General features: G+C 74.0%; 6 protein-coding genes. 2 read left to right on the plus strand and 4 right to left on the minus strand.

What is annotated here, in order from left to right:
- Positions 1–38 precede the first annotated feature (38 nt).
- Both ACFYY6_RS15700 and ACFYY6_RS15705 read left to right on the plus strand, forming a co-directional pair.
- Entirely contained in the window at positions 39–8,069 is an 8,031-nt protein-coding gene (locus tag ACFYY6_RS15700; RefSeq protein ID WP_389193551.1) for an amino acid adenylation domain-containing protein, read from the plus strand.
- On the plus strand, positions 8,062–18,798 hold the full coding sequence (locus tag ACFYY6_RS15705; protein ID WP_389193554.1) for an amino acid adenylation domain-containing protein: 10,737 nt from the start codon (positions 8,062–8,064) through the stop codon (positions 18,796–18,798). Before ACFYY6_RS15700 ends, ACFYY6_RS15705 begins: the two co-directional genes overlap by 8 nt.
- Positions 18,799–18,942: 144 nt before the next feature.
- Here the strand turns inward: ACFYY6_RS15705 and sbnA are convergent, their stop codons facing one another.
- The 4 genes from sbnA to ACFYY6_RS15725 form a co-directional block, all read right to left on the minus strand.
- Entirely contained in the window at positions 18,943–19,950 is a 1,008-nt protein-coding gene (gene sbnA, locus ACFYY6_RS15710) for a 2,3-diaminopropionate biosynthesis protein SbnA (protein WP_351523146.1), read from the minus strand.
- Between the two features lie 214 nt (positions 19,951–20,164).
- A complete protein-coding gene (gene sbnB / locus ACFYY6_RS15715) occupies positions 20,165–21,235 on the minus strand; it encodes a 2,3-diaminopropionate biosynthesis protein SbnB (protein ID WP_351523144.1) in 1,071 nt (356 codons plus the stop codon).
- Positions 21,232–22,236, minus strand: a complete 1,005-nt coding sequence (locus ACFYY6_RS15720; RefSeq protein WP_389193557.1) for a TauD/TfdA family dioxygenase — start codon at positions 22,234–22,236, stop codon at positions 21,232–21,234. Before ACFYY6_RS15720 ends, sbnB begins: the two co-directional genes overlap by 4 nt.
- Before the next feature lie 23 nt (positions 22,237–22,259).
- The gene (locus ACFYY6_RS15725; protein ID WP_389193560.1) at positions 22,260–25,514 is read right to left on the minus strand and encodes an amino acid adenylation domain-containing protein; all 3,255 of its coding nucleotides are present in this window, start codon (positions 25,512–25,514) and stop codon (positions 22,260–22,262) included.
- Between the last annotated feature and the right edge of the window lie 19 nt (positions 25,515–25,533).

The raw sequence follows: 25,533 nt of genomic DNA on the forward strand, positions 1-25,533 counted from the left end.
GACGGCCCGACACCGAAGCAGAGCGGACCCCACCTCCGGTGGGCGAGACAGCGGGGGACACAGTGCCGAACAACGGCGGCTCGACAGAACGACGGACGCGGCAGGACGGCGACGCGACCGGCCAGGACGCCACCCACATCCCCGACGACGCGATCGCCGTGGTGGGACTGGCCGTGCGTTTTCCCGACGCCGACGACCTGGCGGAGTTCCGCGCCAATCTGTGCGCGGGCCGCGACAGCGTCGGCCCCCTGCCCGAGGGCCGCGCCGAGGCGACGGGACTCGACCCGGAGGCGGCCTATCTGCCCATGGGCCACCTGCGGGACATCCACACCTTCGACCACGGCCTGTTCCGGCTCTCCCGCCGGGAAGCCGCGGTGATGGACCCGCAGCAGCGCCTCGCCCTGCTGCTGGCCCACCAGGCGGTGGAGGACGCCGGATACTCCGCCCGCCACCTCGGTGCGAACGACACCGCCGTCGTCCTCACCTCCTCCCCGTCGTCCTACCGTGCCGCCGCCGCGGACCCGGGCACGCTCGCCGCCCTGGGCAACATGGCCTTCGGGACACCGGCCCGGGTCGCGCACGTGCTGGGGCTGACCGGCCCCTGCTACACGGTCGACACGGGTTGCAACAGCTCCCTGCTCGCGGTCCACCACGCCTGCCGCGAGATCGCCTCGGGCGACGCCCGGTACGCGCTCGCCGGCGGGGTGAGCCTGCGCCCCGGCGGCCTTCCGGCCGAGGAGGCCGACGCGATGCCGGAGCTGGTGTCCGACAGCGGGCGGTGCCGGGCCTACGACGCGGACGCCGACGGCGCCGTCCCCGGAGAGGGCGGGGCCGTGCTGCTGCTCACCACGGTCGCCCGGGCCCGGGCCGACGGCGCCCCGATCCACGCGGTACTGCGCGGCAGCGCGGTCCTGCACAACGGTGGCGCCGTGGCCACGATCAGCTCGCCCAGCGCCGTCGTACAGAGCAGGACCATCCGCAAGGCATGGGCCGCGGCGGGGGTGGACCCCGTCCACGCGGGCTACCTGGAGGGGCACGGATCGGGCACCCCGCTGGGCGACGCCGTCGAACTGGAGGGCCTGGCCGCGGTGTTCGGCACCCGGGACACCCCTGTGCCGATCGGCTCGGTCAAGGCCAACATCGGCCACCTGGACCATGCGGCGGGCGTCGCGGGACTGGTCAGGGCCATCCTCGGCGTGAAGCACGGGGAGCTGTACCCCTCGGTCCACTTCCGCCGGGCGACCGGCGGCGTCGACCCCGCCGACCTCGGGGTGGAGGTCGTCGGCGCCCACCGCTCCTGGGGCGAGGCCCCTCGCCTGGCCGGGGTCAGCTCGTTCAGCCTCGGCGGCATCAACGCCCACTGCGTCGTGCAGCGACCGCCCGCCGAGGACGGCGCGGAGGAACCCGACGACCCGGCGGACGACCCGGCGCCGCACCTGGTGGGCGTCTCCGCCCGCACCCCCGAGGCGCTGGCGGCGCTGTGCGCCCGCCTCTCCACCGCGCTGCGCGCGGGACGCCTGCCGCTGGCCGACATCGCGTTCACCCTCAACCAGGGGCGCGACCACTACGCCCACCGCGTCGCCGTACGGGCCCGGGACACCGAGGAACTCGCGGTGCGCCTGGCCGCCGAGGCGACCTGGCTCGCGCAGGACGGCACCCGTGACGCCCCCGCGCGGCCGCCCCGCGTCGTCCTGCTGCCCGACGCCGAGGGCAGGGCCGCCACCGGGACGGCCGCCGAACTCCGCCGCTGCGGGGTGAGCCTGGCCGCCGTGCTGGGCGCCGACGGCGGTACGCCGCCCGAGCGGACCGCCGCCGAGGTGGCGAAGCTGCGCTCCCGGGGCCGCCCGGTGCTGTGCGTGGCGCCCGACCCGGCCGCCGGGCGGGCGGACACCCTGGCGGAGCCCGGCTCCGACGAGCGCGGCACCGTCGAGGTGATTCCGCTGGACGCGCGCCACGGCGTGCTGGGTGTCCTCGGCGCCCTGTACCGCCTCGGCGTCGACCTGGACTGGCAGGCGGTCGCCCCCACTCCGGCCGACGCCACCCGCCCGCCGCGACGCCACCGGCTGCCGGGCCACCCCGTCCTCGGCATCCCCTGCTGGGCGACGCCCGCCCCCGCCCCACCGGCCCGGACGCTCACCGCCGCCCCGCCCGTCCCGCCCGCCGCACCGGCGCCGGACGTCCCGGAGACCGCTACCGCCACGCCTGCCGACCGACCGGCGTCCGGGACCGGACCGCTCCCGGCCGGTGAAGCGCCCCGGCCCGTCGAGCAGTTGGCGCCGGAGTCCGAGGACACCACCGCGTGGCTGTGCCGCACCCTGGAGGAACTCCTCGGCGCGGGCACGCCCGTCACCCCCGAGGCCGACTACTTCTCCCTGGGCGGCAACTCGATCATCGCCATGCAGCTCGTCCAGCGCGTGGACGAGCGGTTCGGCCACCGCCTCAAGCTCATCGACACCTACGACCACCCCCGCGTCGCCGATCTCGCCCGCTTCGTCGACGCGCTCTCCCGCGGCCGCCGGACGACCGTCCCCCCGGTGACACCCACCGACGAGCGGGTCCTGTCCTTCGGGCAGGAGCGCATGTGGTTCCACCACCAGCTCGACCCCGACACGACCCTCTACAACCTCCCGATGGTCAGCCGGATCAGCGGAGACCTGGACGTCGACGCGGTGCGTGGCATGTGGGAGGGGCTGGCGCGGCGGCACGAGGTGCTCCGCTCCAACCTCGTCGACGACGACGGCGTACCCACTCTGCGCGTCCGGCCCGAACTGGGCCCGGAGTTCTTCCGCTTCTCGGACGTCAGCGACCGCCCCGACCCGCAGGCCGCCGCACGCGAACTGGTGCGCCGCGCCGCGGACCACCGCTTCGACGTGGAGAACGACCCCCTCGTACGGCTGCAGGTCATCCGCACCGGTCCGCAGGAGCACGTGGTCCACGTGACCATGCACCACGCCGTCAACGACGGCGGTTCGCCCAGGATCTTCGAGCGGGAACTGCCCGAGCTGTACGCCGCGCACCGGGAGAACCGCGAACCCCGCCTCGACCCGCTGCCGGTCCAGTACCGCGACTGGGCCCACTGGCAGCGGCAGCTCCTGGACTCCGGCGCCCTCGGCGGCGAACTGGAGTACTGGAAGCAGCGGCTGGCGGGGGTCGAGCCGCTGCGGCTGCCCACCGACCACCCCCGGCCGGCCCGCAAGAGCTACACCGGCAGGCTGCACACCTTCACCGTGCCGGCGGACCTGGTGCGACGCCTGCGCCGGATCGCCGCGCAGGAGTCCGCGACCCTCTTCACGGTGCTGCTCTCCTGCCTCTACCTGCTGCTCGCCCGCCACACCGACCAGCGCGACCTGGTCATCGGCAGCCCCACCACCGGGCGCACCCGTCCCGAGGTCCACGGCCTCATCGGCTTCTTCAACAGCACCGTCGCCCTCCGCGCCGACCTGGGCTCCGCCGTCTCGTTCGGGGACTTCGTCAAACAGGTGCGCGGCGTCGTCCTGGAGGCGCTGGAACACCAGGAGGTGCCCTTCGACCGGGTGGTCAACGCGCTGGTGGGCGAACGCGACCTGGGCCGCGAGCCGCTGTTCGACGTGTTCTACGTGCACCAGGAGCTCCCGCCCGTGCAGCACGTGGGCGACGCCCGGACCGACTTCTTCGACACCCGCCACACCCAGGAGAACCTCTTCAGCGGGATGCCTCCCGGCACCGCCAAGTTCGACCTCACCCTCGTCACCGAGGACCGCGAGGGCCAGGACGAGATGACGGCCTGCCTGGAGTACAGCGACGACCTGTTCACCGAGCGGACCGCCGCCACGCTCACCGCCGACTATCTGGACGTGCTGCGCGCCGTCGCCGCCGAGGGCAGCCGGGAGACCCCGCTGACCGCCCTGCTGGCCCCGGGCGACCCGCACCCGCCCACGACGACCGTTCCCGGCCGCCGCGACGAGCGGGCCGAGGCAGCGACCGAGGCGCCCGCCACCGTGCACCGGGCGATCGAGGACCGGGCCGCCGCCACTCCCGACCTCGTCGCGGTGCGCGCGGGCGAGGACCGGCTCACCTACCGGGAGCTGGACCTGCGCGCCGAGCGGCTGGCGCGGACCCTGCGGGCGCGGGGCGTGGGTGCGGAGGACCGGGTCGCGCTGTGGCTGGACCGGGGCGTGGAGCTGGCCGTCGCGGTGCTCGGGGTGCTCAAGTCCGGCGCCTGCTACGTGGCGGTGGAGCCCTCCCTCCCGCCGGAGCGGGCCCATTTCCTCCTCACCGACAGCCGCCCGGCACACGTGGTGGCCACCACCGCGTCGGCGGCCCGGCTGCCCTCGGGAGCCCCCGACGTGGTGCTGGTGGACGACCCGTCCACCCCCGGGGAGGGCGCCGGGACCGAGCGGGCGACGCCTCCGGGGACCCGCCCGGCGGCCGGCGGCAACGCCGCGTACATCTGCTACACCTCCGGCTCCACCGGGCGGCCGAAGGGCGTCGTGGTCACCCACCGCAACGTCCTCGACTTCCTCGCGTGGATGCGGCGCGAGCTGGGCGGCGACGCCTCGTCACGCGTGCTCGGCGCCGCCTCGGCGAGCTTCGACGTCTCGGTCGTGGAACTGCTTGCCACCCTGGTGGCCGGCGGCACCGTCGACCTGGTGCGCAACCTGCTGGCCCTCACCGAACGGAAGGACTGGTCCGGCTCCCTCATCGTCGCCATCCCGTCCGTCTACCGCCGGGTGCGGCAGGCGGAGTGGGTCGACGAGCGGGCCGACCACTACGTGCTGTGCGGGGAACGGGTCCCCGCCGACCTGGTTCGGGACATCCACCGCCGCCACCCCGGGGCCACCGTCTGGAACGCCTACGGCCCCACCGAGTGCACCGTCTACGCCACGGCCTGGCGCTGCGACCCCGACGCGCAGGACGACCCTCCGATCGGCACACCGGTGGACGGCCACCGCTGCCACGTGCTGGACCGCGAGATGCGTCCGGTGGCTCCCGGCACGGTCGGCGAGCTGTACGTGGCCGGTGACGGCGTGGCCCGGGGCTACGCGGGCCGTCCCGGGCACACCGCCGAGCGTTTCGTGGCCGACCCCTTCGCTGCCGACGGCACCCGCATGTACCGGACCGGGGACCTGGTGGTCCAGGACCGGGACGGGGTGCTGACCTACCGGGGCCGTGCCGACGACCAGGTGAAGGTCAGGGGCCACCGGGTGGAGCCCGGCGAGTTGGAGGCACGCCTGTGCGCCCTGCCCCGGGTGGCCTCGGCCGCCGTGGTCGCCGTGCCCGCGACCGAGGGCGGAGACGTGGGGGACCACACCCTCGCCGCCTTCCTCCAGCCCGACCCCGGTGCGCGGCTGGACCCCGACACCGTACGGGCCGCCCTGGCCCGCGAGGTCCCGGCGGCACTGGTCCCCACCACCTTCGAGGTGCTGGACAGCCTTCCCCTCACCCCCAACGGGAAGGCCGACCGGAAGGCGCTGCGCCGACGGGTGGCCGCCGAGCCGCAGCGGCCCGTGGTGCGGGCAGGCCGGCCGGAGGCGGTCGACGTGCTGTGCGAGGTGTTCGCCGAGGTGCTGAACCGCACCGACGTCGGCGCCGACGACAGCTTCTTCGCGCTGGGCGGCGACAGCATCCGCTCCATCCGGCTGGTACGGAAGGCGCGTCGGCGGGGCCTGGCGCTGTCCACGGAGGACGTGTTCGTCAGCCCCACCCCCGCCGGGCTGGCCGCAGCTCTCACCGGCGGCCCCCGGGGCGACGCCGCCGGCCCGTCCGTGCCGCCCACGTTCGAAGCACGGGAGCCCTTGCCGCGAGAAGCGGTGGCCGCCGCGCCCCGGCCCCGCCCGTCCGGGGCCACCGGGACCGGACCGGTGCCCCTGACCGAGGAGGGACGCCGCTGGCTCGCCACGGCCTACCCAGGCCACCGGGACGTGCTGCCGCTGTCCCCCCTCCAGGAGGCGCTGCTGTTCCCGCGCGGGTCCCAGCGGGACGGCGAGGACGCCTTCGTCATGCGCCTCGCCCTGGACCTGACCGGCGACCTCGACGTACCGGCACTCCGGCGCGCGATCCGCGACCTGGGCCGCCGCCACCCCAACCTGTGCGCCGCCTTCGTCCGGCCGCCCTCCGGGCCCGCCGTACAGGTGCTGAGCGGCCGCGAACTGCTCCTGGACGAGCTGGACCTCTCCGCATCGAGCCCCGAGGCCCGGCGCGAGCACGGCGAGCGGCTGACCGCCGAGGAACGGGCCACCCGCCTGGACCCGGCCGACCCCCCGCTGCTGCGGTTCACCCTGGTGCGGCTCGGCTCGAAGCGCTTCCAGCTCCGTATCGTCAGCCACCACCTGCTGCTCGACGGCTGGTCCAACCAACTGCTGCTGCCCGTGCTGTTCGCGCTGTACAACGGGGACGCGCTGCCCGAACCCACCCCCTACCGCGACTACCTGGCCTGGCTCGGCGGGCTCGACCAGGAGCGGGCCCTGACCGCCTGGCGCGAGCACCTGACCGGCGTCGAACCCACCCTGCTGGCCCCTTCCGGCAGCGGCGCCGCCGCCACCTGGCCGAACCGGCTCATCCACCGGCTGGACCCCGCGGAGACCGACCGCCTCGCGGCCACCGCCGCCCGTCTGGGCGTCACCGTCAACACCGTCGTCCAGTGCTGCTGGGCGCTGCTGCTCGCCGAGCGGACCGGCCGCGGCGACGTGGTGTTCGGGTCGATCACCTCGGGGCGGTCCCCGGACCTCCCGGGGGTGGAGTCCGTCGTCGGCTTCCTCATCAACACCTTCCCGGTACGGGTGCGGCTGCGGCCCGAGGAGACGGTGGCCGCGCTGCTGAGCCGCGTCCAGGCCGAGCAGGCCCGCCTGATGCCGCACGGCCACCTCGGGCTGTCCCGCCTGCTCGACGCCGTCGGCCTCGACGAACTCTTCGACACGGCCGTGGTGTACGAGAACTTCCCGGCGGCGGACCCGGAGGCGGCGCGGGCCCTGCCGGGCGTGCGCGTCGACGGGGCCACCACCGAGTCCGCCGGTCACCACCCGCTCTCCCTGATGGTGCTGCCCCGCGACGGGGGCACCGACGTCAACCTCCTGCACCGCACCGAGGCGTTCACCCCGGACGAGGCCCGTGCGCTGATGGACCGGCTGCTGACGGTCCTGCGTACGGTCGTCGCGGCCCCCGACACCCCGGTGAGCGACCTGGGTGCGGCCGACGAGGCCGCCACCGGCACCGCGTCGAGCGGGGACCGGTCGGCCGCCCTGATCGGCGCGCAGGACGTGCACCCGGCGTTCGACACCCTGCTGCCCCTGCGCGTCGAGGGCGGACGGGCCCCGATGTTCTGCGTCCACCCGGCCGGCGGCGTGGGCTGGATGTACGCGGCGCTGACCCGGCACCTCGGCGCCGAGCAGCCCCTCTACGCCCTGCAGGATCGGGGGTTGAACGGGACGGACCTGCTCGCCGGGAGCGTGGAGGAGATGGCCGCCGACTACCTGGCCGAGATCCGCCGGATCCGGCCGCACGGCCCGTACCAACTGCTCGGCTGGTCCTTCGGCGGGCTGGTCGCCCACGCCATGGCCACCGAACTCCAGCGCCTGGGTGAGTGCGTGGAGCGCCTGGTCCTGCTGGACTCCTACGTCGTCGCCGACCTGGCCGAACTGCCCGCCGTGTCCGACAGGGCGGGGGAGCGGATGATGTACGGGGCGCTGCTGGACTTCGCGGGCATCCGGCCCGACGACGTGCGCGACGAGGAGCTGACCGACGAGCGGTTCCTGAGGATCGTCCGGGACGAGGACAGCCTGCTGTCCGACATCTCCGAGCGCCATCTGATCGCCATGGGCGGGGCGTACGACAACAACCTCCGCCTGGCGCGCTCCTTCCGCCCCGGCCGGTACGCGGGGGACGTCTCCCTCGTACGGGCCCGTCCCGACGAGGGGCCCGGGGCAATCGCCTTCGACCCCTCGACGTGGCGCCCCTACGTCCAGGGGCGGATCGACGTGCACGCCAGCGACTTCAGCCACGGCGACCTGGCCTGCCCCGAGTCGCTGGCCCGTATCGCCCGCATCCTGGCACCGGAAGCGGCCCCCCGAGCGAAGGACGACGACCATGGCTGACCTGGGTACGCCGCTGACGGCCGCGCAGGCCGGCATCTGGTACGGCGGGGCCCTGGACCGCTCGGGGCTGCGCTACGTGGTCGCACAGTACGTGCACCTGAACGGCCCGCTCCGCCAGGACCTGTTCGTCCGGGCGGTGCGCGCGGTCGTCGCGGGCAGCGAGACCTTGCGGGTGCGCTTCGGCGACGACGGCGGTGAACCGGCGCAGTTCCTGGAGCCGGTGGACGACTGGACGGTGCACCGACTGGACCTGCGCGGGGCCGGGCAGCCGCACGCGGAGGCGCTGCGGCTGATCGAGGAGACGTGCACTCGCCCCTACGACCTGTCCCGGGCGCCGCTCTTCGACCACCATCTGCTGCGGGTGGCGGAACACGAGTACCTGTGGTGCCTGCGGATGCACCACCTCATCTGCGACGGCACGGCCGCCGCCAACTTCGTGCGGCGGGTCGCCGCCGCCTACACCGAACTGGCGGCCGCCCCCGCCACCACGCCGGATCCGGGCGACGCCGAGGTGTTCGACACGCTGGCCGGCATGGTGCGGCGGGACGCCGACTACCGGGCCTCCGCACGCTTCGAGCGGGACGCCGCCTGGTGGGCGGAGCAGTTGGACGGGGTGGACGAGGCGCCGCAGTTGGCCACGGGCCCGGCCCCCGCCGGGGCCACCGGCCACGTCCGCCACTCCCGGTGGCTGCCGGCCGACCGCTGGCGGGACGTGGGGGCGGCGGCCGACCGCCACGGGGTGCGCTGGCCCGCGCTGTTCGCGGCCGCCACGGCCCTGGCGGTGCACGCCGACACCGGGGAGCGGGAGGTCGTGCTCGGGCTGAGCGTTCCCGGACGTACCGGCCGGGCCGCCCGTGAGGCATTCGGCACCGCCGCCGGCGTCGTGCCGCTCCGCCTCGCCGTGGACCCCGCCGCGCCCCTGTCGGAACTGGTCTCCAACGTCTCCGCCGCCACGCTCGGCGCCCTGCGCCACCAGGGCTACCGCTTCGAGGACATGCTGCGCGACCAGGGCGCGGTACGGGGCGGGCGACAGCTCGTGGGACCGGTCCTGAACGCCATGACGATGCGCCGCGACCTGGACTTCGCCGGTACCCCGGCGACCGTCCACATGGTCACCCAGGGCCGGGGCGACCACCTGGCGCTCGGTGTCTACGACAACGGCGCCCCCGAGGTGCGGGTCGACATCGACGTACCGGAGGCCCGCTGCTCCGGCACGGCCGCCCGGGCCCAACTGGACCGCCTCGTCGACCTGGTGCTGGCCATCGGTGACGCGGACCCCGCCACCGCGCAGGGACGGGTGGGCGCCGGTGAGCCCGCGGCCGGGCCCGCACCGACCGCCGCCGAGCAGGAGACCGGCACACTCACCGACTGGTTCGCCGCCACGGCCGCCAAGGTCCCGGGCGCCGTCGCCGTGGTGTCCGGGAACGACCGGCTCACGTACGCCGGACTCGACGAGCGGGCCGAGGAGCTGGCGCGCCACCTCACCGCACGAGGGGTCGGCCCCGGAGACCGGGTGGCGGTCTCCCTGCCCCGGTCCACCGGCCTGGTCGTCGCCCTGCTCGCGGTCCTGAAGGCGGGCGCCGCCTACGTGCCGCTGGACCCGGGCTATCCGGTCGAGCGGCTGCGCGGCATCTTCGCCGACGTCGAACCCGCGCTCACCCTCACCCACCCGGGCGCCGCCGTGACCGGGATGCTGGAGGAGCACCGGGCGCCCCACCTGCTGCTGGACCCGCGCCACGGTGTGCCCACCGGGCCGCCGACCGCTCTCCCCCCGGCAGCCCCGCGCCGCCCCACACCCGGCTGCCCCGCCTACCTCATCCACACCTCCGGCTCCACCGGGACCCCCAAGGGCGTGGTGGTCACCCACCGCAATGTCACCCGGCTGCTGTCCACCACGGCACACCACTTCGACTTCGGCCCCGACGACGTCTGGACCCTCTTCCACTCCTACGCCTTCGACTTCTCGGTGTGGGAGCTGTGGGGCGCCCTGCTGCACGGCGGGCGGCTGGTCGTCGTCCCCGAGGAGACCGCCCGCTCGCCCGAGGACTTCCTGGACCTGCTGGTCGAGGAGCGGGTCACCGTCCTCAACCAGACCCCCTCGGCCTTCGCCCAGCTCGCCGCGGCCGACGCGGACCACCCCGCCACGGGCGACCGGCTGGCCCTGCGCCACGTCATCTTCGGCGGCGAGGCACTCGAACCCTGGCGGCTGTCCACCTGGTACGCGCGGCACCCCGACCACACGCCCCGCCTGGTCAACATGTACGGGATCACCGAGACCACCGTGCACGTCACCCACCACCGGGTCGGCCACGCCGCCGACCCCGCCGCGGACGGGAGCGGGGGCGTCATCGGCGAGGCCCTCCCCGACCTGAGGGTGCGGCTGCTGGACGCCGCGCTGCGCCCCGTCCCGGACGGCGTACCGGGGGAAATGTACGTCTCCGGCCCCGGCGTGGCCGACGGCTACTGGCGCCGCCCCGCCCTCACCGCCGGACGGTTCGTCGCCGACCCCGACGGAGCCCCGGGCAGCCGCGTGTACCGCAGCGGCGATCTGGCCCGGCGCCGGCCCGACGGCACGCTGGAGTACCTGGGACGGGCCGACCGGCAGGTGAAGGTGCGCGGCCACCGGGTGGAGCCCGGAGAGGTCGAGGCCGCACTCGTCCGGCTGCCGGGCGTACGCGACGCCGCCGTCCTGCTGACCGAGTACGGGCCGGGGGACCGGCGGCTGGTCGCCCACCTGGTGGCCGACCCGCAGAGCGCGGCCCGCGCTCCCGAACGGGCCGCCGCGGTCCTGCCCGCCCACCTGCTGCCGTCCGTCTGGGTCACCCTGGACTCCCTGCCCCTGACGCCCAACGGCAAGCTGGACCGGCACGCGCTGCGGGAGGCGGGCGCCGAGCACCCGGGACACGTCCGCGCGCCCCGGAACGCCACCGAGACCACGCTGCGGGACCTCTTCGCCGAGGTGCTCCGCCTCGGACCGGACCGGGTCGGCGTGGACCGGGACTTCTTCACCCTCGGCGGCGACTCCCTGCTCGCCAACCGGCTGGCCGCCCGGGTCCGTGCCGTGCTGTCCCGGGACCTCGGGGTGCGGGACGTCTTCGAGCACCCGTCGGTGGCCGAACTGGCGGCACGGCTCGGCGAGGTGGGCGGCGAAGGGGCGCCGCGGCCGGGACCCCTGCCCCGGCCCGCCAGGGTGCCGGTCTCCTACGCCCAGCGCGGGCTGTGGTTCCTGCACCGCCTGGAACGGCACAGCCCCGCCTACCACGTCCCCCTCCTGGCCCGTCTGGAGGGACCGCTGGACGTCGACGCGCTCCGCGCGGCCGCCCGGGACGTGCGGCACCGGCACGAGATCCTGCGCACGACCTTCCCCCACGACGGCGACGAACCGCGGCAGTGCGTCCAGGCCGCGACCGGGGACGACGCGACCGATCCGCTGACCGTCGTCCCGGTGACCGAGGACACGGGCGAGGACACGTACGAGGAGGAACTGCGCAGGCCCTTCGACCTGGCGACCTCCCCGCCCTGGCGGCTGACGCTGCTGCGCCGTTCCCCGTCCGACCACACCCTGCTGGTCGTCCTCCACCACATCGCCGCCGACCAGCACGCGCTGGGCCCCCTCACCCGTGACCTCGCCACCGCCTACGAGAGCCGCCTGCGCGGCCGGGAACCGCAGTGGGCGCCATTGCCCCTCCAGTACGCCGACTTCACCCTCTGGCAGCGCGCCCGGCTCGGCGACCCCGGCGACCCGGACAGCCTCCTGTCCCGCGAACTCGACCACTGGCGGCAGACCCTGCACGGCGCGCCCGTCGAGACCCCGCTTCCCGCCGACCGCCCCGGCCTGCCGGACGCCGACCGGCCCGGCGACGCCGTCGGCTTCCACTGGGGGCCCCGACTGGGCCGGCGCCTCAAGGAGCTGGCCGCCGCGCGGGGCGCCACGACCTTCATGGCGCTGCACGCCGCCCTCGCATGCGCGCTGAGCCGGTGGGGCGCGGGCACGGACGTGGTGGTGGGCACCGTCGGCGCGGGACGGGAGGATCCGGCGCTGGACCCGCTGGTGGGCTACTTCGCCCAGGCCCTGCCGCTGCGCCTGGACCTGTCCGGCCGACCGGGGTTCGCCGCCGTGGTGGACCGGGCCCGTGCCGCGGACCTGACCGCCTTCGCCCACGCCCGGGCCCCCTTCGACCGGATCGTGGAGGCGGTGGGCCCACCCCGGGAACCCGGGCGGCACCCGCTGTTCCAGGTCATGCTGAACCACCGGTCCGGGCACCGGCCCGTACTGGCGCTCGCGGGTACCGAGGCCACCGAGCTGCCGCCGCGCCGCTCCCGGGCCAAGTTCCCGCTCCTCTGGGACGTCACGGAGGAGACCGACGGCGCGCTGCGCGGCTGCCTGGAGTACGCCACCGACCGGTTCGACCGCCGCACCGCCGAGGCACTGCTGGACTCCCTGCGCCTCTTCCTGGACGCCGCCCTCGACGGGCCCGAGGAGCCCTTCACCGACCTGCCCTGCCCTCGCCCCGGGGACGGGGTGACCCACCGGCGGACCCCGCCTCCCGCCGACCGTCCGGAACCCGCGCCCCCGGAGGAGACCCCGGCGGCACAGTCGGCGGCCGAGGAACTCCTCCGCTCCCTGACGGCCACCCTGCTCAACCTGCCCTCCGTCGACCCGGACGCCAACTTCTTCGGCCTCGGCGGGGACAGCATCCTCGCCGTCCAACTGGCCGCCCGCGCACAGGGCGCGGGGGTGCTGATCGGCCCCAAGGACGTCTTCGCCCACCAGACCCCCCGCGCACTGGCCCGGGTCGTCCAGGGCCGGGTACGCCCCCTCACCGCCCCGTCCGCGCCCTCCCACGACCCCGGACCGCTGGAGCCCACCCCGGTGATGGACTGGCTGGCCTCGCTCGGCGGCGGCGCCGAGGGCTTCGCCCAGTCCGTGGTGTGCCCGCTGCCCGACACGGTCACCACCGCCACCCTGCGCGACGCCCTCCAGCAGGTCGTCGACCACCACGACGCCCTGCGACTGCGGCGCACCGCCGTGCGGGACGGGCAATGGGCCCTGGAGGTGCGCCCACCCGGCACCGTCCACGCCGGTGAGGTGCTGCGCCGCGTCGACCTCGCCCGGGAGGGGGCCGACCGCCAGGAGGACCTGGACGCACTGATCGAGCACGAGCGCCGCAGCGCCCGCCGGCACCTCGATCCCGACCGGGGAGACATGGTGCGCGCCGTGTGGTTCCAGGGCGCGCGCACCGACCTCCTGCTGCTGGTGATCCACCACCTCGCCGTCGACGGGGTCTCCTGGCGCGTCCTCCTGCCCGACCTGGAGCGGGCCCACCAGCACGCGCTGCGGGGCGAGCGGGCCCCGCTCCCGGCGGTACGGACGCCGCTGCGTGCCTGGACCCGGGCCCTGCGCGAGGCCGCAGCGTCCGAACCGGTCCGTGCCGACGAGACCTGGTGGCGGCAGCGCCTCGACCGGCCCCATGCCCGCCTGGGCGCACGGGCCCTGGACCCCGCGCGCGACACCGCGGACCGGGCCGGGCGGCTCAGCACCACCTGGGACGAGACTTGGGTGGAGGGCCTGCTGACGGCCGTACCGGCGGGCTTCGGCGCCCGCGTCCCCGAGGTGCTGCTCGCCGCCCTGTCCCTCGCGCTGCGCCGCTGGCGGGGCAACCCGGACGGCACCCCGGTCCTCGTCGACATCGAAGGACACGGGCGCCGCACCGCGCTGGAGGGGCTGGCCGACCTCGACCTGTCCCGCACCGTCGGCTGGTTCACCACCCTCCACCCCGTGCTGCTGGACCCGCCGGTGAGCGGGGGCGCCGAACGCGACGAGCTGTCCCGGGCGGTCAAACACGTCAAGGAGAGCCTGCGCGAGGTGCCCCACGACGGGCTCACCCACGGGCTGCTGCGCCAGGCCGGGCGGCTGCCGACGGCCCGGGCCCCGCTGGCCTTCAACTACCTGGGCCGCTTCGACACCGAGGAACCCGCCCCCTGGAACCCGCTGCCCGGTTCGCTGCGCGGCGATGCCGACCCCCGCCAGCCCCTGGGCCACACCCTGACGCTCGACGTCTTCGCCGAGCGAGGCCCCGACGGGCCGCGGCTGCGCGCCGAGTGGACCTGGCCGTCGGAGGTGCTGACCGCCGACCAGGTGCGGGAACTGACCGAACTGTGGCACACCACGTTGGGGCGGCTGGTCCACCACCACCCCGGCACCGGTCCTGTCCGGTCCACCCCCTCCGACTTCCCCCTGGTCCGGGTCGACCAGGGCCGGATCGAGGAGTGGGAACGGCGGTACGGGCCGCTCTCCGACCTGCTGCAGGCCGCGCCGCTCCAGCAGGGGCTGCTCTTCCACGCCCTGTACGGCGCCGACGCACCGCGGGCGGACGAGCCGCGGCAGGACCCCTACCTCGTCCAGCTCGGCCTGGAGCTGACCGGCGACGTGCGGCCGGAACGGCTGCGCGCGGCCGCCCGGTCGCTGCTCCGCCGCCACCCCCACCTGTCCGGCTGCTTCCCCCCGGACGCGGGGGACCGGCCGCTGTACCTGATACCGGCGGCCGAAGGCCCGCTGCCCTGGCGCACCGCGGACCTCACCGCCGTGCCCGGTGACGGACTCGCCGACCGGCTGCGCCAGGAGGAGCGGCGGGAACGCGAGCCGTTCGACCCCGGACGCCCGCCGCTGCTCCGGTTCGCCCTGCTGCGGACCGGGGCACGGCGGTGGCGGCTGGTCTTCACCCACCACCACCTGCTGCTGGACGGCTGGTCCGTGCCGCTCGTCCTCGGCGAGCTGCTGGACGCCGCCACGGTCCCCGAGGGCTCCGAGGCCGGGCAGCACGCCCCCGCCTACCGGGAGTACGCCCGGTGGCTGGCCACCCGCGACCGGGCCGCCGCCGCCGAGGCGTGGCGCGCGGAGCTGGCGGGCGTCGAACCCACCCGGGTGGCCGACCACGCCCCGGGCACCCCCGCCGCCCTGAGCCACCGGTTCGAACTGCCCGAGCGGCTCGGCCACGCGCTCACCGCGCGCGCCGCCCACTGGGGCGTGACCGTCAACGCCCTCGTCGAGTCCGCCTGGGGCATCCTGCTGAACCACCTGACGGGCGAGGAGGACGTCGTCTTCGGTGTCACCGTCGCCCAACGTCCTCCCGAGGTGGCCGGGGTGGAACGGCTCATCGGGCTGCTGCTGAACACCGTGCCCACCCGCGTCACCGTCCGCCCCGGACAGTCGGCCGGGCAACTGGCCCGGCGGGTCCACGCGCGCCGGGCCGACCTGCTGGACCACCAGCACCTCGGCCTCACCGCCATCGAGGAGGCCGTGGGCACCACCGGGCTGTTCGACACGTCGGTGGTCTTCGAGAACTACCCCCTGGACGAGGACGCCTGGACCCGGCTGCCCGACGGCGTCCGGGTGACCGGGACCCAGGTGCGGGACGGCACCCACTACCCGCTCAGCCTCGTGGTCCTGCCCCGGGCCGGCCGGGTGGAGTGCCGGCTGTACACCAGGCCCGGAGCGCTGGACGACCGCGCCGCCCCCACCGAGCTGGCGGACCTCTTCGTCGCCGCCTGCCACGCCCTCGTGGAGGACGAGCGACAACCCCTGGCACACGTCCGGCTCCTCCCGGCCCACCGGCGGGCCGGCCTGCTCGCCGCCGGTCGGGGGCCGTCGTCACCGGTGGGGGACGACGACCCCCAACTGGCCCAGGTCTTCGAGGCCCGGGCCGCCGCACATCCCACCCGCACCGCGCTGTGCCACGCCACGCTGACCCTCACCTACGGTGAACTCAACGCCCGGGCGAACCAGTTGGCCCACCACCTTGCCGAGCAGGTCCCTCCCGGCACCCCGGTCGCCGTCGCCCTGGACCGCTCGCCCGAGGTCGCCGTCTGCTTCCTGGCCCTGGCGAAACTGGGCGCCCTCTGCGTCCCCCTCCACTCCGGCTTCCCTCCGGAGAGAATCCGGGCCATCCGCGAACTGACCGGCGCCCGGCTGCTGCTGGACTCCGTACCGGACGAGGAGACCCTCGCGACCCGGCCCTCCATCGACCTGGGACGCACCCTGCCCGGAAACCTCGCGGCCTGCGTGATGTTCACCTCCGGGTCGTCCGGCGAGCCCAAGGGCGTACGGCTGACCCACCGCAACATCCTCAGCCGAGCCCTCGACCCGGCATGGCGGGGCGAGGGCCAGCAGTGCGTCCTCCAGCACTCCCCGCACTCGTGGGACGCCGTCGTCTACGAGCTGTGGATGCCCCTGCTCACCGGCCGACGGGTACGGGTGGCCCCGCCCGGCGAGATGGACGGCGCGGCCCTGCGCCGGGCCGTGCGGGAGGGCGGCGTGACCGCGGCCTTCCTGACCGCCGGACTGCTGGACGTCATCGCCGAGCAGGACCCCGGAGCGCTCGCCGGACTGCGGCGGCTGGTCACGGGCGGCGACGTCGTGTCACCCGCCTCCGTGGAACGGGTGCGCAGGCACCACCCGGAGCTGGAGGTCAGCCACCTCTACGGGCCGGTGGAGAACACCACCTTCTCCCTCGGGCACGAGGTCCCCCTCGACGCCTCCGGCCCCGCACCCCTGCCGATCGGCACCCCGGTGCCCGGCTGCCGGGTCACCGTCCTGGACACGGCCCTGCGACCGGTGCCGCCCGGGGTGCCGGGGGAGATCCACCTGGCCGGCGACGGGCTGGCCGAGGGGTACCACGACGCCCCGGCCGCCACCTGCCTGCGCTTCGTCGCCGACCCGTACGGCCCCGCCGGGTCCCGCACCTACCGCACGGGAGACCTGGGCCGCTGGGACCGGGAGGGACGGCTGCACTTCCTGGGCCGCGCCGACCGGCAGGTCAAGGTGAACGGCTTCCGCATCGAACCGGGCGAGGTCGAGGCCGCGCTGCGCGCCGAACCCGGGGTCGGCGCCGCCTGGGTGATCGTCCGCGGCGAGGGCGCCGCCGAACGCTCCCTGGTCGCCTACGTGATGGGCGCGGACGGCGCCGTGGACCCCACGTCGCTCCGTACCCGCCTGGCCGCGCGGCTGCCCCGCCACATGGTGCCCGCCGTGGTGGTACCGGTGACCGAGCCGCCCCTGAGCGCCAACGGGAAGGTCGACCGGGACGCGCTGCCCGCGCCCGGGCGCCCGGCCGCCGCCGACGCCCGCACACCCCGTGCCGAGGTGTTGGCCGCCGCCTTCGCGGCCACCCTCGGTCTGCCGTCGGTCTCCGTCGACGAGGACTTCTTCGGCCTCGGCGGCAACTCGCTCACCGCCATCCGGCTGGCCGGCCGCATCCGCGCCGCCCTCGGCCTCCCCGTCTCGGTACGGGACCTGTTCGAGGCACCCACCGTCGCCGAACTCGACAGGCGGCTGCCCGACGGTGCCGCCCCGGTGCGGCACCCGGAGGACGGGACGGCTCCCGAACGCCCGGAACACATCCCCCTCTCCCCGGCCCAGCTCCGCCTGTGGACCGCCAACTACCTGGGGGAGCGACGCCCCACCTATCTCACCTCCCTCGCCCTGGAACTGCGCGGCCCTCTTCGGCGGACGGCGCTGGAGGAGGCGCTGGGCGACGTGGTGGCCCGGCACGAGGTGCTCCGGACGGTCCTGCCCTACGGTCCGCAGGGCCCCGAACAGCGGGTGCTGCCCCGCGAGGACGCGGCGCCCGCCCTCCGCCACCTCGACGTCACCCCCGACGAGGAGCGCTCGGTCGTCGAGGCCGAGCTGTCCCGCGGCTTCGACCTGCTGACCGAGACGCCGCTCCGCGCCCTGCTGCTGAGCACCGGCCCGGAACGCCACCTGCTGCTGCTCGTGGTGCACCACGTGGCCGTCGACGGCCACTCCCTGGGCGTGCTGCGCGACGACCTGCGGCACGCCTACGCCGCCCGCCTGGACGGCGCGGCCCCCCGGTGGGCGGCCCCCGCCCCGCAGTACGCCGACCACACGCTCCGGCTGGCCGGGCGCCGGGGGGACGAGAGCGACCCCGACAGCCCCGCCGCCCGCCAGGCACGCTACTGGTCGGCCGAACTGAAGGGCGTACCCGACCAGTTGATCCTGCCCGGCGCGCCCCCTCGGACCGGACGCTCCGACGGCCGCGCCGGCCAGGTCCCCCTCTCCTGGGGGCCGGACGAGCACCGCCTCCTGGAGGAGGCCGCCACGCGCTACGCCGCGAGCCCCTACATGGTGCTGCACTCCGCCCTGGTAGCCGCCCTCGGCCAGCTCGGCGCCGGGGAGGACATACCCGTGGTGGTCGCACTGAGCGGCCGGGACGACGACGGGGTGGACGGCCTGGTGGGATGCGTCACCAACCCCGTGGTGCTCCGCGTCCCCACCGACGGAGCCCCCGACGGCCAGGAGCTGACCGCCAGGGTCCGCCGACGCCTGCTGTCCGCCCACGCCCACCAGGACCACCCCTACGAACAGGTGGTGGAGGGCCTGGCGCGGGACCGCGCCCACCAGGGACGGGGCCTGTTCACCGCAGCCTTCTCCTACCTGCGCGTCGACCCCCCGGGCCGCTGCGACGGCCGGTGGGCGGGCGGCCTCCGGGTGGACCACCGCGTCCTCCCGGTCACCCACACCGGCCAGGACCTGCTGCTGCAACTGCGCGACACGCGCGACGCCGACGGCGGCCCCGCCGGCCTGGACGGTGAACTGATCCACGCACTCGACTACTGCGCCCCGGACACCGCCACCCGACTCGCCCGGCTCTTCGGCGAGAAACTGACGACACTCCTGGCCGATCCGGGGGCGCCGCTGATCAGCGGGTGAATTCCGGCCCCGGGGCGTCGTGCAGAGGTGTCACGCTCCATGGAACTCGGTGCAGCTCATTTCTCAGTCGCGCTTTCCTCCCGTTCCGACACCTACGAACCCGGAGCTGGTGCGGATGGCCATGGCGGCTGTCGGCCGGCCGCCCTACCCCGTCGCCGGTGAGGGGGCGGCTGCCAAGGAATCGGCGGCCTCCTTGCCGGAGTCGAGTACGTCCTCGCCGTAGATGTCCCGCAGCCAGTTGGTCTGGTAGATGGTGTCGAGGTAGCGCTCGCCGAGGTCCGGGCCGATGGCCACTGCGGTGAGTTCGCGTGCGTCATGCCGGGCCAACCAGTCCGCCGCGCCGCTGATCACCGTGCCGGTGGAGCCGCCGAACAGGAATCCGCGCCTGGCCAGACGATGGCAGGAGCGGATGGTGTCCGCCTCCTCGACACGAACCACCTCGTCGACATAGGACTCGTCGAGCAGCGGCGGGCGCATGCTCATGCCCAGCCCGGGAATCATCCGGCGGCCCGGCGCACCGCCGAAGGATACCGAGCCGACGCTGTCCACCGCGATGATCCGCACCCGCCGGTGCCATCTCCGGAAGTAGCGCGCACAGCCCATCAGGGTCCCGGTGGTGCCGGCGCCGACGAACAGCACGTCCAGCCGCGGGAACTGGCGGGCGATCTCCGGCGCGGTCGTGCGGTAGTGCGCCATCCAGTTGCCCGGATTGGTGTACTGGCTGAGCCACACATACCGGTCGTCGGAGGCGCACAGCTCGCGGACGTAGTCGAGCCGTGCGGCGAGGAAACCGCCGTTGGCCTCCTGCTCGGCGATCACGTGCACCTGGCTGCCCAACGCCTCCATCATCATTCTGTTCGACAGATTGCCGCGGGAGTCCGTCACGCACAGGAACGGGTAGCCCTTGCTCGCCGCGATCACGCTCAGCGCCACGCCGAGGTTTCCGGACGAGGACTCGACCAGGATCGATTCCGGTGTCAGGATTCCATCCCGCTCAGCGGCCTCCACCATCTCGGTCGCGGCCTTCAACTTGATCGAGCCGGCGAAGTTGAAGCCCTCACACTTCAGGAAGAGCGAGTGCCCGAAGATCGACCTGAGGTCGACATAGAGATCCTCCTCGTTGAAGGCGTAGGGAGCGGAAATGACGGGCACGATGGTCTCCTCTGTCTGGAGCAGAGCACTACCGGAACTTCCGTCCGGCCGTGGGCGGGTTCCTCGCTTGTGCGGGCGAGACTCCCGTGTCCAACCAGGGGGGACGGCGCCCTGCGTCAGTGGCCGCTGTCTCATGCATCGGGACCCGCTGCGACGTGACCGGTGGTCTCTCCTGGGATCAGCCTTGAAGCAGCCTCCTGGACTCTCGGCCCGCTCATCCGTACCGGCTCAGTTCGTGGAAGAAGTCGTCGATCACGTGCAACTCTCCGGAGCGGGCCACTTCGGTGTACACGTACTTGCCCACCGCGAGGTCGAGCACCCCGAGGCCGAAGGGCGAGAACACCACCGGCCGGTCCGTCGGCACCGTCACCCGCCCGGCCATCACGTCGTCCAACGTGCCGTGCAGGAAGTCCCGGTTGCCGGTGAGTTGCTCGGCCAGATGCGGTGAGGTGTCGGCCTTGAGGCAGTGCTCGACGTCATCGACGATGTTGGTCGAGGCGAGCAGGATCTCCGGCGCGAGGTCGCGCAGCGACACATGCAGCACCAGCGGATTGTGTGCGAACCACGACGGGTCACTGACGTGCGGCTGACCGGCGACCGTGGCGAAGACGACCAGGTCGCTGTTTCGGATCAACTGCTCGGCGCTGTCGTGCACGGTGATTCGGCCGGGGGTGTCCGACTGCTCCAGGTAGCAGCGGAAGCCTGCCGCGCTGTCGGCGGACAGGTCGTGTACGCCGATCTCGTCGAACGACCAGCCGGTGCCGATCAGGAAGGTGTGGATGTAGCGGGCGATCAGGCCCACCCCGAAGAACCCGACGCGCGTCGGTCGCGGCCTCTCGCGGCTGAGCCAGTCGGCCGCCGACGCCGCCGACGCGGCCGTCCGGGTGGCGCTGATGATCGAACTCTCCAGACAGGCGAACGGGTAGCCGGTGTCATGGTCGTTGAGGATCAGCACGGCCGATGCCCTTGGAATGCCGGCCGTCACGTTCTTCGGGAAGCTGGAGATCCACTTCAGGCCGTCCACCCGTGTGTCCCCGCCGATCGAGGCGGGCAGCGCGATGATCCGGGAGGACGGGCGGTCGGGGAAACGCAGGAAGTACGACGGCGGGTTCACCGAATCACCGGCCCCGTGCGCCCGGTAGGTGCTCTCGACCAACTCCGTGATCCGCTTCTCGCATCCGCGCAGCGCGCGCCGGACCTGGGCACCGGAGATCACCGCGAACGGTGGCACGGTGATCGGTGCGACGCCCGCGGGCTCGCTCGCGGTGGAATCGACGGTGGTCATCGCGTGGTCACCTCCACGGTCGGCGAGCAGTCGGCCAGACGCACCGGTTCGGCCATGGCGACGAGCACCTCGCGCGGTCCCTCGAAGGGCTCCCTGCTGTGCGCGGTGCGGACGTTGTCGACGAGCATCAGGTCGCCGGCCCGCCACGGTTCGCGTGCGGTGTTCGCCTCGTAGACGCTGTTGAGCAGCTGGACGACGTCCTCGCCGATCGGGTCGCCGTTGCCGAAGCGGGTGTTGAACGGCAACCCGTCGGCGCCGTAGACGTCCACCAAGTACTCGTGCACCTCCGGGGCCATCGTCCACTCGTTGAGGAACGCGACCTGGTTGAACCAGCAGCGTCGGCCGGTGACCGGGTGGCGCACCACGGCGCTGCGGCGCTGCCTGGTGCGCAGTCCACCGTCGGGCTGCCACTCGAACGCGATCGCGTTGGCGCGGCAGTAGCGCTCGACGGCGCCCCGGTCGTCAGTGCCGAAGGCCTCGGCGACGGACGCGCCGATCTCGTCGTTGTAGCTGCGGGTGAGCAGCCAGCCCTCGCGCTCGAACCGCTCGGTCAACTCGGTGGGCAGTGCGTCCAGCACGGTCGGTGAGTCGGCCACCGCGGTCGCCCCGCCGACGGTGGGCGCACTGAGACAGGCGAACATCATCAAGCCGGGGAACTCAAGCCTGTAGCTCAGTTCGTGGTGCATACACATGGGCTGGTTCGGCGGCCACTTCGATGAGGAGTACACCCCCTCGGAGTGGGTCTGCCGGGGCGCGAAGGCCTCCTGCTCGGTCATCAGACCGGTGGCCAGCTTCGAGAAGACGGCTCCGGTCTCGGCCGCATCGCGCAGCCCGAGACCGCGGACCAGGACCGAACCGTACTCGGCGACGACTCCGCGCAGCGCGTCCCGGTGCGCGGCCGCCCAGGCCGGCGCGTCGCCGTTGGCCTCGGCCCGCAACCGTGGGGGTGCGCCGGAATTCAGTTCCACGTCGACCAGCAACGCCGTGGATGTGAACGACATCTCGTTTTCCTTTCAACTGACACTCAGGAAGAAGCGGACAATTCGGAGGCTTGCAGTACGGCCTTCGCTGCCTCGACCGGACGGGTACGCAGGAAGTAGTGGCCGCCGTCGGCGAGCTCGTGCAGGTCGACCCGCTCGGCCAGAAGCTGCCAGTCGAGGTACCGGCGCGGGTACTCCGCCGTGCTCGGGTCGTCCGCGGCGACGACCACGGTGGCCGGCGCGGAGAGCTTCCGCGCCGGCGGGCGTTCCAGGGCCTCGGCGAAGTAGTGGTGTGCGGACACGCAGTCGTGCCGGTACGCGGCGCCGACGTGCTCGGCGTGCTGCGCACCCAGCTCACCGAGCGAGGTGTGGCCGCCGTGCGTGCTCAGGCTCGCGGCGATCTCGGCGTCGCTCCGCCCGGTCAGCTCGGTGATGGAGGCGCGCCGGTCGTCGGCGTCACCGAGCAGTTGCGCGCCGAGGAACACCCGTTGGACGTCCACCCCGCGCTCCAGCAGCCTCCTGGCCGTCTCCACGGCCGGCGCGGTGCCCGAGGAGTGGCCCCACAGCAGGACCCTGGTCAGGCCACGCCCGGTGATCTCGTCGACGACCTGCTCGACCACCCGCGTCATCGGCGCGAGCGGCTCGGTCTCGGCGGCCACGTCGTGACCGGGCAGCTCGACGGCGTAGACCGCCGGTCCACCGTCCGGCAGCGCTCCGGCCATCGGCTGGAAGTTCACCGCGTTGCCGCCGGCGTAGGGGAAGCACACCAGGGCCGCGGTCCGCGCACCGTCCGCTTCCGACAGCGGCTGAAGCAGCCCGGCACGCCGTACGGACCTGCCGTCGATCAGCCCGGCCAGATCGGCGAGGATCGGGTGACCGGTGACATCCTTGAGGGACACCGCACGGTCCAGGACGATGGCCAGCCTTACTGCCGACAGCGATGTGCCGCCCCGGTCGAAGAAATGGTCCCGCCGTCCGATCCGGTCCTGCGGGATGCCGAGGACCTTCGCCCATGCGGCCGCCAACTGCTGTTCGGTCGGCGTATCCGGCGCGCGGTAGTCGTCCCGGACGACGTCGAGTTCTCCGGCGAGTGCCTGCAGGGTCCTTCTGTCGATCTTGCTGTTGGCCGTCAGCGGCAGTGCCTTCCGCCAGTGAAAGGCCGACGGGACCATGTACGCGGGCAGCGACTCGCCGAGCCGGTCCAGCAGGACGTCGGCCTCGATCGGCTGCCGACCGGAGTAGAACGCCACCAGGTGCTTGCTCCGGTCGGCCCGCTCGGTGACCACGACCGCACCGTCGCGAACACCGGGCACCCGCAGCAGGGTGTTCTCGATCTCGCCGATCTCGATCCGGAAGCCACGGATCTTCACCTGGGTGTCGCGGCGGCCGAGGAACTCCAGCTTCCCCCCGGGCGTCCAGCGGCCGTAGTCGCCGCCCCGGTAGAGGCGGGAGCCCTCACGGTGCGGATCGGCCAGGTAGGCCTGCCGGGTGCGCTCGGGGTCGTTGACGTATCCGCGGCCGACGCAGACGCCGGAGAAGACGATCAGGCCGGGGGCTCCGAGCGGCACCGGGTTCAGGTGCTCGTCGACGACGTAGACGCGCACGTTGTTGACCGCGGGGCCCAGCAGGACCCGGTCTCCGTCGGGCACGCGGTCCATGACCTCGTGGTTGGTGTCGTCCGAGGTCTCGGTCAGCCCGTAGGCGTTGACCAGCTTGATCCCGGGCCGGGCGGCGAACCAGCGCTGCACGAGCTCCTTCTTCAGCGCCTCGCCCGTGACCGACACGCACCGCAGGTCCGGCAGCTCGCGGGGGTGCTGCTCCAGCCAGGACACGACCACGTCCAGGTAGGAGGGGACGACCTGGAGGACGGCTACCCGGCCGTCGACGATCCTGTCGACGAACCGCTGGACGTTCAGGATCACCTCCTGCTCCACGAGCAGGGTCCGCCCCCCGACCAGGAGCCCGGACACCAGTTGCCACAGCGAGATGTCGAAGCATTGGGGTGCGGTCTGGGCGACCACCTGTCCCTCGCCGATCTCCAGGTCGTCGATCTTGGCGTAGAGGTGGTTCAGCATGCCCGCGTGCTCGCACATCGCGCCCTTGGGCTCACCCGTGGAGCCGGAGGTGAAGTAGATGTAGGCGAGCTGGTCCGGTGCGATGTGGAGGCCCAGATCATCGTCGGCGTGGTCTTCCTCGTAGGCGGCGCCGACGAAGAGCTTTTGGACCCCGGACAGCGAGTCGAGGGCCTGGTCGAGCGTGGAGGTGCTGCCGGGTTCGGTCAGCACGAGCCCGCATGCGGCACGGGAGAGCATGGTCGCGAGACGGTCGGCCGGGAAATGCGGCTCGACGGGCAGGTACACACCGCCGGCCTTGAAGACCGCGAGGACGGCGGCCATCCAGTCCAGGTTGCGCTCGGTCGCCACCGCGACGACACCTTCGGGGCGCAGCCCCCGCGCCAGCAGGGCTCGTCCCACCCGGTTGGCGCGCGCGTTGAGTTCCCGATAGGTCAGTTGCTGCTCCCCATGCACCGCGGCGACGGCGTCCGGGTGTGCCGCCACCCGCTGCTCGAACAGTTCGTGGAACCGGTGGTCCGGCAGTTCCCGGCGTGGACCGGCGAGTGATTCGAGCTGGAAATGGAGTTCCTCGGCGGAGAGCAGGTTCTGCCGCCCGTGCCCGGCGTCCGGATCGGCGGCGATCAGCGCGAGTGCGGTGAGGTGGTAACCGGCGATCCGGACGGCGCAGTCCTTGTCGAGCGCGTCGGTCCGATAGCGCAGCCGCAGCACGAGGTGGCCGCCGCGTTGCGAAAATCCCACCCACAGCACGGTGTTGCCGGCGACTTCGCCGCCCACGCCGTGCGGATCGAACACGGCCTCGATCGGCGGCTCCGCCAGGCCCAGTTCGCACCTGAGTTCATCGACCGGGTAGTCCTTGTGCGACAGCAGGTCCGACGCGACTCGATGAGCGTCCAGCAGCAGCGTCCGCCACGAGCCGGGCTCGGTCGTCAGCCGGCAGAGCAGCGGTCGGCCGCCCTCCGCGGTGACGTATCCGGTTGCGACCTCGTGCTCGCCGGACAGCGCGGCGAGCACCTTGGAGTGCGCTGCCAGCAGTACCGAGTCGAGCGGTAACGCCAGGTCCTCGGCCAGCCGGCCCAACGCCGCGACAACGTCGTCCGGGACCGGCGCCTCGTGTTCGCCGACGCCCTTCACCGGATCGAGCGTCCACCGCGGGATTTCGGTGGATCCACCGGCGGCGAGCACATCGCGCCAGTACTCCCGGCCGGCCTGCGCTTGCGTTCCCATCTGGTCGTCCCTCTCCATT

Source organism: Streptomyces sp. NPDC001750, assembly GCF_042892615.1.
Taxonomy (GTDB): domain Bacteria; phylum Actinomycetota; class Actinomycetes; order Streptomycetales; family Streptomycetaceae; genus Streptomyces.